At 64.5% G+C, this 9,173-nt stretch carries 11 protein-coding genes; 3 read left to right on the forward strand and 8 right to left on the reverse strand.

Annotated elements, in window-relative coordinates; genetic code table 11:
* Positions 1–2: 2 nt before the first annotated feature.
* Both EB835_RS18425 and EB835_RS18430 read left to right on the forward strand, forming a co-directional pair.
* Positions 3–1,070, forward strand: coding sequence for a putative FMN-dependent luciferase-like monooxygenase (locus EB835_RS18425; protein WP_135810897.1), 1,068 nt, complete (start codon positions 3–5; stop codon positions 1,068–1,070).
* A 1-nt stretch (position 1,071) separates the two neighbouring features.
* A complete protein-coding gene (locus EB835_RS18430; protein ID WP_135810898.1) occupies positions 1,072–2,409 on the forward strand; it encodes an alkylhydroperoxidase domain protein in 1,338 nt (445 codons plus the stop codon).
* Here EB835_RS18430 and EB835_RS18435 read toward each other — a convergent pair.
* A complete protein-coding gene (locus EB835_RS18435) occupies positions 2,363–3,016 on the reverse strand; it encodes a class I SAM-dependent methyltransferase (RefSeq protein WP_135810899.1) in 654 nt (217 codons plus the stop codon). The two genes, EB835_RS18430 and EB835_RS18435, sit on opposite strands and share 47 nt — an antisense overlap.
* A complete protein-coding gene (locus EB835_RS18440; RefSeq protein WP_135810900.1) occupies positions 3,016–3,981 on the reverse strand; it encodes an NAD(P)/FAD-dependent oxidoreductase in 966 nt (321 codons plus the stop codon). Before EB835_RS18440 ends, EB835_RS18435 begins: the two co-directional genes overlap by 1 nt.
* A 113-nt stretch (positions 3,982–4,094) precedes the next feature.
* Between EB835_RS18440 and EB835_RS18445 the strand changes: the two genes are divergently transcribed.
* Positions 4,095–4,691, forward strand: coding sequence for a helix-turn-helix domain-containing protein (locus tag EB835_RS18445; protein WP_135810901.1), 597 nt, complete (start codon positions 4,095–4,097; stop codon positions 4,689–4,691).
* A 26-nt stretch (positions 4,692–4,717) separates the two neighbouring features.
* Here the strand turns inward: EB835_RS18445 and EB835_RS18450 are convergent, their stop codons facing one another.
* The 6 genes from EB835_RS18450 to EB835_RS18475 all read right to left on the reverse strand — a co-directional run bounded on the left by EB835_RS18450 (position 4,718) and on the right by EB835_RS18475 (position 9,021).
* Positions 4,718–5,137 carry a DUF779 domain-containing protein gene (locus EB835_RS18450; protein ID WP_135810902.1) on the reverse strand — a complete coding sequence of 140 codons (420 nt, stop codon included), beginning with the start codon at positions 5,135–5,137 and terminating at the stop codon, positions 4,718–4,720.
* On the reverse strand, positions 5,137–6,660 hold the full coding sequence (locus EB835_RS18455; RefSeq protein WP_135810903.1) for an acetaldehyde dehydrogenase ExaC: 1,524 nt from the start codon (positions 6,658–6,660) through the stop codon (positions 5,137–5,139). Before EB835_RS18455 ends, EB835_RS18450 begins: the two co-directional genes overlap by 1 nt.
* Before the next feature lie 192 nt (positions 6,661–6,852).
* Complete coding sequence (locus EB835_RS18460; RefSeq protein ID WP_240688848.1) at positions 6,853–7,479, reverse strand: M23 family metallopeptidase; 627 nt, start codon at positions 7,477–7,479, stop codon at positions 6,853–6,855.
* Positions 7,476–7,943, reverse strand: coding sequence for an SRPBCC family protein (locus EB835_RS18465; RefSeq protein WP_135810904.1), 468 nt, complete (start codon positions 7,941–7,943; stop codon positions 7,476–7,478). The genes EB835_RS18460 and EB835_RS18465 overlap by 4 nt, the downstream gene beginning before the upstream one ends.
* Before the next feature lie 59 nt (positions 7,944–8,002).
* Entirely contained in the window at positions 8,003–8,554 is a 552-nt protein-coding gene (locus EB835_RS18470) for a GNAT family N-acetyltransferase (RefSeq protein ID WP_135810905.1), read from the reverse strand.
* A complete protein-coding gene (locus EB835_RS18475) occupies positions 8,551–9,021 on the reverse strand; it encodes a GNAT family N-acetyltransferase (protein ID WP_135810906.1) in 471 nt (156 codons plus the stop codon). Before EB835_RS18475 ends, EB835_RS18470 begins: the two co-directional genes overlap by 4 nt.
* Positions 9,022–9,173 lie beyond the last annotated feature (152 nt).

The following is a 9,173-nucleotide window of genomic DNA, read 5'->3' on the forward strand; positions in this document are numbered from 1 at the left end:
CCATGACCCCTCAACCGACCGACACCCAGGCGACCGGCGCTGCCACGACCGGACCGAAGCTCGGTTTCTTCACCCGCCTGCTCGAGGACGCCCCGGCCGCGCAGCGCTACCGCTTCGCCCTCGAACAGATCGAGACGGCCGAGGACTTCGGCTTCCACTCCGCGTGGGTCGCCCAACACCACTTCGCCGCGGCAGAGGGCGGGTTGCCGTCGCCACTCGTCTTCCTCTCCCATGCCGCCGCTCGCACCAGTCGGATCTCGCTGGGCACGGCGATCATCACCCTGCCGATGGAGAATGCGGTGCGAGTGGCCGAAGACGCCGTCGTCGTCGACGAGCTCTCCGTCGGTCGCCTCGAGATCGGTCTGGGCTCTGGCGGGAATCCGTTGTCCTTCCCGGCCTTCGGCACGATCTTCGATGACCGCCGCGAGGTCTTCGCAGACAATCTCAGGACCCTGCGCACGCTGTTCGCAGGAGACCGGCTGCCCACCGGCCACTGCCTCTACCCTGTCCCTGGAACGGAGCGGCCGAGCCTTGACCGCCGACTGTGGCAGGCGACCTTCTCCGCTGGCGGAGCCGGTGCGGCCGGTGCTGCCGGGGACGGACTCATGCTCTCGCGGACTCAGCCCCGCCCGCAGGACAATCCGGGGGCTCGCCTCGATGAGGTGCAGCTGCCCGTCATCGACACCTATCTCTCCCAGCTGCCGGACGGGGCCGAACCGCGCATCCTCGCTTCCCGCACCGCCGTGGTCGCCGATGCCGCGGACCTGCCGCGGCTGCGCGAGATCACCGAACCTGCGCTGCGGGCTGAGGCCGACCGCCTCGTCGGCTATGACACCTCCGGGCTCAGCCTCGATGAGCTCCTCATCGCCACCGACACCTACCTCGGCACTCCTGAGCAGGTGAGCGAACGGCTGCGCCATGACCGGGTGCTCGACCGGGCCACCGATGTCAGTTTCCAGGTGCATTCGGTGCCGGCGACGAATGAGACCGCCCTGCGGTCGATCGAACTGCTCGCCACCGAGGTGGCCCCGGCTCTCGGGTTCGCCGTAACCAAGGAGCGGGTGCACTGAGATGGCCGATATCATCAATGTCCTCGCAGGCATCGCCGCGAAGGATCCGCTCGATGCCCTCCGCGATCGCCGAGCGCAGGCGAAGGAGAACGCACAGCTGAGTTTCGAGGCTCTGCTCGAACCTGCTGATCCGAAGAGTGTGAGCTTCCGTGACCGCTATGCGGTCGCCGCGTTCACCGCCGGCCTGCTCGGGGCATCGCGTGCCGAGGAGTTCTACCGTGATCTGCTGCGCGACGAAGACGAGTCCGCGTCCTGGGAGGTGGCCGAACTCCTCGACGAGGCGACCTCGCCGGTTTCAGTGAAGCGTGGGCCGTACGGAACCTTCGCATCTCAGGCTCTGGCCGAAGAGAACGTCTCAGGGCCGTGGTTCACCGCGGCGGAAGCGAGCGCAGACAGGCTCGGCGAGAAGCTCGTGGCCGGCCTCGAGTTCGCGCATATGCTGGTCCTTCATCCGCGCGATGCTCGCCCCGGTCATCTGGCGCTGCTGCTCGAGGCAGGTTGGGACGAGGACGGCATCGTCACCCTCGCTCAGCTCGTGTCCTTCCTCAACTTCCAGATCCGCATCAGCACCGGGCTTGCAGCCCTCGGTCATGCTCCGGCCACGGCCGATGTCCCGGCCCCGGACTCCCTGCCGCGCGAGACGGACGAGGCAGATCAGGGCACGGCCGATGGGGACGAAGAAGCCGCCTCGGTGCGGAAATCCGATGCGCTTGCCGCTGTCGGAGATCGAGTGAGCACCTTCCTTCACCTGGCACGACCCGAACTGTTCCAACAAGGTGGGCTCGGCTGGGTGCCGTGGATCGCTCCTGTCGCCGAGGCGGAACTGAACGATGCGCAGTCAGATTCCCTCGTCGAGGCGGGACGGGCGAAGAACCCCTATTTCCGGCTGCTCGCAAGAGATCCGGCCGCGCTCAAGGCACGAACCCTGACCGACTTCGACATCTTCTTCAACACCACCGACGGACTCGGCCGGGCCGAACGCGAACTCGCCGCGACCGCGGCCTCACGCCTCAACGGGTGCCTGTTCTGCGCGTCGGTCCACGCCGATCGGGCCACCGAGGAATCCGGTCGTCGCGACCTCGTCCAGCGCCTCCTCGACGAGGGAATCGGCACGAAGAGCAGCCTCGGTGATCCGGTGTGGGATGCCGTCGTCGATGCCTCGGTGGCACTGACGCTGACCCCTCAGACCTTCGGGCCTGAGCACGTCGAGGCGCTGCGCGGAGCGGGGTTAGACGATGGTGACATCGTCGATGCTCTCAACTGTGCGGCATTCTTCAACTGGGCCAACCGCCTCATGCTCTCCCTGGGCGAACCCGAGGTGCTGAGCGCCGGGAAGTGAGCCTGACGACGACGTCGTCGATGCGGTTGGAACGACCACCGGGCCCGATCACGGACCGATGCGACTCCTCGGCGGTGACGATCTCCCAATCGCTGGGATCGAAACGACTCGTGATTGCGGCGGCCGTGGCGGTGACCTCGCTCGGCGGGTGGGTGTCCCCGGCTGAACTGTGCTGGTGGAGGTGACCGACGATGAGCAGGGTTCCTCCCGGCGCGACCCAGGAGGCGAGGCGGTCGTAGAACTCCAGCTGCGGTATGGCGGGATGCGCGTAATGTGTGGTCACCAGGTCATACCGCGTCTCGGGTTCCCAGACAGAGAGGTCCGCCCGGATCCAGCGCACGTCGCCGACGACCCCGGCTGCAGCAGCTCGGTCCGCTGCATAGTCCAGTGCCGCGTCGGCGACGTCTGCCCCAGTCACGTCCCACCCGTTGGCCGCCAACCAGATCGCTTCGGCACCCGCTCCGCAGCCCGCATCGAGGGCAGTTCCGGGGCGGAGTCCGCCGATCTCCCGAACGAGATGGGGGTTCGGTTCCCCGGAATCCATCCGCTGGCCGCGTTCGCCCGTCCACAGCTGGTCCCAGTACTTTCTGTCGAATGAGTGCGTCATCACGCGACCTCCCCATCGTTGTCGCGGTCCAGCTCTGCGGCTGCCCGGTCAAGATCTTTGAAGATGAGATCCGTGTTGATGTGCTGTGCCGCGAGTGCTCCAGCGGCTGCCGCACCGCTGACCTGCGCGCCGATGTCGGTGGCGTTGCCCGCGGCCCAGACGCCCGGCGCGGAGGTCTGACCGAAGGTGTCGGTCTCGATGAAGGCTCCCGCTGGATGTTCGGTGGGCTCAAGACCGATTCCTGCGAAGAGCTCGGCCCGGGCCACCATCGGCGTGGCCACGACCGCGGCGTCGATCTCAACGACCTGCCCGGTGCTCAGTCGCACCCCGGTGAGCCGGTCATCGACGATCTCCAGGCTGTCGATTCCCCCGTCGACCACGGGGATGTCGAGGGCTCGGAGCTTGAGCCGCTCGTCTTCGCTGAGCTCATGGTCGCCGGTGAACAGCATCACCTGGGAGCTCCACTGACGGAACAGAAAGGCCTTGTGGACGGCCATCGGGTTGGTGACCAATATGCCGATGCGGCTGTCGCGCACTTCCCATCCGTGGCAGTACGGGCAGTGGAGGACTCCGCGTCCCCACTGTTCGCGCACGCCGGGGATCTCGGGAAGCTCATCGACGAGACCGGTTGCGACGAGCAGTCGCCTGCTTTCGATAGAGTCGCCGCTGCGCAGGCTGACCGTGAAGCCCTCTGCGCTGCGGGTGACCTCGACAACCTCGTCGTCGACGATCTCACCGCCGTAGCCGAGCACCTCGTCCCGTCCTCGGGCACTGAGCTCGCTGGGGCTGATGCCTTCAAGACCAAGGAGTCCGTGCACTCCGTCTGCGGGCGCGTTACGCGGCCGCCCCGCGTCGACGACCGTCACCGTACGGCGGGCACGAGCCAATGTCAGTGCGGCGCTGAGGCCGGCCGCCCCCGCTCCGATGATGATGACGTCTCTGATTCCGCTCTTCTGTCCTGCCATGTCGTTGTCCTCTCGGCGAATTCGGAACTGCCGCTCTGGCGTTCCGCTGATTCGATGATGATGACAATCGGTCTCAATTGCAAACACATTTTCCAAATGGCAAACTAGAGAGTATGGACGATCTCATGAACCGCACCCTCGATGCTGTCGGACCCCGGCTGAAGCATCTGCGTCAGCGCCGCGACATCACGCTGAGCGACCTCGCCGAGGAGACCGGCATCTCGATCAGCACTCTGTCACGACTCGAAGCCGGTCGCCGGCGCCCCACACTTGAACAGCTCCTCCCCCTGGCGCTCGCCTTCGGGGCCACCTTGGACGAGCTCGTCGACGCGCCCGCGACCGGCGATCCTCGTGTCAACCTTCGCCCGCTCCCCACCCGGGATGGGCGGACAGTCCTCCCGCTGACTCGACGCGCCGGAGGCATTCAGGCGTACAAATTCGTCCTTCCCGCAGGTGCTGACGACGCTGAACCCGATCTGCGCACCCACGAGGGCTACGACTGGGCATTCGTCCTCAACGGCAGACTGCGGCTCGTCCTCGGCGAGCACGACCTCATCCTCGAGCCTGGGGAAGCCGCCGAGTTCGACACCCGCACCCCGCACTGGTTCGGGGCCACCGGTTCAGGGCCGGTCGAGTTCCTCAGCCTCATAGGGAAGCAAGGAGAACGTGCCCACCTCAGAGCAGCCCCGAGACGCTCCGGCTCCGAGTGACATCGGTCCCCGTCAGAGTGGGAGCTTCAGGCGACGTCCATGAGCGTCGAGCGGATGATGAAGCGGTTGCCCGTCGGCGATTCGACGCTGAAGCCGCTCCCCCGGCCCGGCACCACATCGATCGTCAGATGTGTGTGCTTCCAGTACTCGAACTGCTCCGTCGACATCCAGAAGTCCAGACCGGCCTTCTCGGCATCGTCGATGGGCAGTTCGAAATGTCCGAGCAGCACATCGGCTTCCGAAGTGAGGAAGTCGCCTTCGGGGAAGCACATGGGCGACGAGCCGTCACAGCAGCCGCCGGACTGGTGGAACATGAGCTGTCCGTGTTTGTCGACGAGGCTGGCAAGCAGGTCGATGGCGGCCTGAGTCATCGCCACCCGCGATTTCTCTTCGCCCTCGATCGTCGGTGTCGATTCGAGAGCGGCTGTTTCGGCTAAATCACTCATCAGAAGAATCCTTGTGCACTTTCGGAGTAGCTGACCAGCAGGTTCTTCGTCTGCTGGTAGTGGTCGAGCATCATCTTGTGGTTCTCACGTCCGATGCCCGAGGACTTGTATCCGCCGAACGCGGCGTGGGCCGGGTAGGCGTGATAGTTGTTCACCCAGACGCGACCGGCTTGGATGTCGCGTCCGGCCCGGTAGGCGGTGTTGCCGGTGCGGGCCCAGACTCCGGCGCCGAGGCCGTAGAGGGTGTCGTTGGCGGTGGAGATCGCGTCGTCGTAGTCGGTGAACGAGGTCAGTGCGACGACGGGCCCGAAGATCTCCTCCTGGAAGATGCGCATGGTGTTCGTGCCCTTGAAGATCGTGGGCTGGATGTAATAGCCGCCTGCCAGGTCGCCGTCGAGTTCGGCTTTGTCGCCTCCGATGAGCACCTCGGCGCCCTCGTCCTTGCCGATTTTGAGGTAGGACATGATCTTCTCGTACTGGTCATTCGAAGCCTGTGCACCGACCTGGGTGTTGGTGTCGAGCGGGTTGCCCTGTTTGATCGACCGGACGCGTTCGACGCCGGCGGCAACGAAGTCGTCGAAGATCGAGTCCTGGACGAGCGCACGCGACGGGCAGGTGCAGACCTCACCCTGGTTGAGTGCGAACATCGCGAAGCCTTCGAGTGCTTTGTCACGGAAGCTGTCGTCAGCAGCCATGACGTCGTCGAAGAAGATGTTCGGCGACTTGCCGCCGAGTTCCAGAGTCACCGGAATGATGTTCTGCGAGGCGTACTGCATGATCAGGCGGCCGGTCGTCGTCTCACCAGTGAACGCGACCTTGCGGATGCGTTTATTCGACGCCAGCGGTTTGCCCGCTTCGACGCCGAAGCCGTTGATGATGTTGAGGACGCCCGGAGGCAGCAGGTCGCCGATGAGTTCGGCGAGAACGAGGATCGAGGCCGGTGTCTGCTCGGCGGGTTTGAGGACCACGCAGTTGCCGGCGGCGAGCGCCGGAGCGAGCTTCCAGGTTGCCATGAGCAGCGGGAAGTTCCAGGGAATGATCTGTCCGACCACACCGAGCGGCTCGTGGAAGTGGTAGGCCACGGTGTCGTCGTCGATCTGCGAGATTCCGCCTTCCTGCGCCCTGATCGCAGACGCGAAGTAGCGGAAGTGGTCGACGGCCAGCGGGAGATCTGCGGCCAGCGGCTCACGGATTCCCTTGCCGTTGTCCCAGGTTTCGGCAACGGCGAGCATCTCGAGGTTGGATTCGATGCGGTCGGCGATCTTCAGCAGGATGTTCGCCCGCTCCGTCGTCGATGTCTTGCCCCAGGCCGGCGCCGCGGCCCATGCTGCATCGAGCGCGGTCTCGACATCGTCAGCGGTGGAACTCGGGATCTCTGTGAATACCTGCCCGGTGACGGGAGTGATGTTCTCGAAGTAGTTGCCGTCTTTCGGAGGCACCCACTCCCCGCCGATGAAGTTCTCATAACGGGGCTTGAACGTGACAAGCGCGCCGTCGGTACCGGGTGCTGAGTAGACTGCCATGACACTCCTTCGTGTGAGTCCATCCGCTCGGGTTCTGCTTTCACATCCGATGCGCTGACCGGTGCTCGCCGAGTCGATGGATAACGTCCTCTCACCTTAGGCCGGACTGTCTGCAAGGACAATAGTTCGGCGGCCCTCGACGGGGAGTTCACCCGAAGGTCAGACTGAGTTCCGAACGTGGTGTTCCGGGTCTCAGACCGTGATGATCGAACCATTCGAGGGCAAGGATCCTCTGAACGAAATTCTCCGAGCGGAGGCACGCTCGATGTCAGGACCGTCGATCGCTTGGACGTGCAGGTGAGGTTCCGTGCTGTTGCCCGAATTCCCGCAGAGGCCGATCTCTTGGCCGATCCGTACCACTTGGCCCGGTCGAATCTGAGCGCTGGCTCGCTGCAGATGGCACAGAGCCACGATTCCACCGGGGCTCCTGATCATGACGTGGTTTCCGGCAAGCGCCCGCCACCCAGCTGCAGCGCGCCTGCGCTGAGTCAACGCATAGCCGAGCGAGGGCAGGCCCCGATAGGCAGGATGATCGGGTTCGGAATCGTTGACGGTCATCACCGTGCCATCGGTCGGGGCGATCACGGGACGGCCGAAGCCGGTGAAATTCTCCGGAGGCTCAGACCGGAACAGCGATCCGAGAGTGAACGCCGCCGAATGCCCGGAGTCGTCGACCGGTACGAAGTCGATGCTGAATGAGGTCGCGAACATCGTCGTGCCGTGACTCGGCACGCGATCGGCCGGGCTGTTCTGCACAAGCCACCGACCGGTGAAGGGGAATTCCAGGTCGAGACCGGCAGCGTCCATCGGATCCGTCATCGTGCGCGTCCATTCTTCCGCACAGCAGCGCAGACCTCTGTACTGAGCAAGCCGAGGCTGAAGTCCCATCCGTCGGCGTAGAAGTCATAGGCTTCGCCTCGGCGATGAGTAGGGAGATCCTCGAACAAATGGCGCAGACGGACGAGGGCCGGTGAGCCCCGATCATCGAGTTCGATGCTGACCTGGTCGCAGTCACCGAACCGACCGTTCGTCTTCCGCTGAATCAACAATCGCCGAGGAGGCTCGAACTCGACGATGTCACCTCCGATCGAATATGAGTGGGTTCCATCGTCATAACGCTCCGAGTAGGCGGCACCCGGGTGCGGGTCGAAGGAGATCTGGACTGTCGGCGGAGGGCACCACCACCGGCTCAACAGCCTGGCATCTCGGATGTGGGGCCACACCTCGGCGACCGATGCCCTGATCAGCACCGTTTTCTCAATGCCCCAACCTCCATCGGTCATGGATTCAGTCTGCGGTGTCGATCTGCCTGTCACAACCCCTCACCCTTGTGCTCCGTGGATCAGGTCTCGAGTCGGTCAGCCACATAGACCAGCATCTCTCTCGTCTCGCCGTTGAAGATCTGATGGTCGGCTGTCGCTTCCTGTCGCACATACCCCGCACGTTCGGCGGTGCGTTGTGATGCGATATTCCAGGGTTCGATGTGGAGGAGGATCCGCGCCAGTCCCGGCAGCGTCCAACCGAATCCAGTCAGCGCCAGAAGTGCGTCCGCGGCGTAGCCGCACCTCCGCTGTGAGGGGACGATCGCATAACCTGCCGTCGCGAGTCCAGCCTCGACGTCCTTCAGCCACAGCCCGCAGTGACCGACAGCCTGATCGTCGGCGACCGAGGCAACTGTGAACGAGAACCCCGCTCCCTCCGAATGCCGACCCTGTTGCCTGGAAATCCAGGCAAGTGCGTCATCGACCGAGGCGTTGAACGGCAACGATCCCGTTTCAGGCACATACGGATCGGTCGAGAGTTCCCTCGCCATTCCCACATCGTCTGGTGCGACTTCGCGGAGAAGGACGGAGCCGTGCGCAGGTGGTCGGCTCGGCCATGGCGAAAGCGTCATGTCAACGGCTTGGCCATGATGAGGCAGGGGGTGTCGGCACCCCACAGGTCGGTCTCTTCGAGGGGAACGAATCCCACCGTCTCGTAGAAGTGCCGAGTGCGCGCGTAGTTCGGGTCAGGTTGTGAAGGCCCGAGAGTCTTCACCATCAGTATGCCGACTCCGCGACGGCGCAGATCATCGGCGATCGTGCAGATCATCGCAGAGCCGACGCCCCGACCATGCGCGCTGCGATCGACGACAGTGAAATGGACTTCGCTCGTCTGTGGGAAATGATGGGCCACAAGAGTGACTCCGACGACACGACCGTCTTCGTCGCGCACCGTCCACGTCTCCATGGTGCGGGCGTCGTCGATGTACTCGGAATTGGATTCGAGCCGACCGAACCATTCGGGTACCGTCGCCAGCAGTCGTGCGACGTCATCCGGCACTGGATCATCGGAACTGGCTTCCCATCTGGGCTGCGTCATGCTGCCCATCATAGAGTCATCCCTCCGGAGTGCCTCATGTCAAGATCCCCGGGAAATGAGGCCGTGCCTCACAGACATTTTCCCCGCCAGCCGGGTCTTAACCGGCCCGGGTGTGATGGACCTTGATGCCCGCGGGATCCGGCAGGGCTTGG

This window comes from Brevibacterium sp. S22 (assembly GCF_004745485.1).
GTDB lineage: Bacteria > Actinomycetota > Actinomycetes > Actinomycetales > Brevibacteriaceae > Brevibacterium.

Bases quoted from the DNA above. Each gene is read 5' to 3' on its own strand.
- EB835_RS18425 (WP_135810897.1), top strand. From the start codon at position 3: ATGACCCCTCAACCGACCGACACCCAGGCGACCGGCGCTGCCACGACC.
- EB835_RS18430 (WP_135810898.1), top strand. From the start codon at position 1,072: ATGGCCGATATCATCAATGTCCTCGCAGGCATCGCCGCGAAGGATCCG.
- EB835_RS18435 (WP_135810899.1), bottom strand. From the start codon at position 3,016: ATGACGCACTCATTCGACAGAAAGTACTGGGACCAGCTGTGGACGGGC.
- EB835_RS18440 (WP_135810900.1), bottom strand. From the start codon at position 3,981: ATGGCAGGACAGAAGAGCGGAATCAGAGACGTCATCATCATCGGAGCG.
- EB835_RS18445 (WP_135810901.1), top strand. From the start codon at position 4,095: ATGGACGATCTCATGAACCGCACCCTCGATGCTGTCGGACCCCGGCTG.
- EB835_RS18450 (WP_135810902.1), bottom strand. From the start codon at position 5,137: ATGAGTGATTTAGCCGAAACAGCCGCTCTCGAATCGACACCGACGATC.
- EB835_RS18455 (WP_135810903.1), bottom strand. From the start codon at position 6,660: ATGGCAGTCTACTCAGCACCCGGTACCGACGGCGCGCTTGTCACGTTC.
- EB835_RS18460 (WP_240688848.1), bottom strand. From the start codon at position 7,479: ATGACGGATCCGATGGACGCTGCCGGTCTCGACCTGGAATTCCCCTTC.
- EB835_RS18465 (WP_135810904.1), bottom strand. From the start codon at position 7,943: ATGACCGATGGAGGTTGGGGCATTGAGAAAACGGTGCTGATCAGGGCA.
- EB835_RS18470 (WP_135810905.1), bottom strand. From the start codon at position 8,554: ATGACGCTTTCGCCATGGCCGAGCCGACCACCTGCGCACGGCTCCGTC.
- EB835_RS18475 (WP_135810906.1), bottom strand. From the start codon at position 9,021: ATGACGCAGCCCAGATGGGAAGCCAGTTCCGATGATCCAGTGCCGGAT.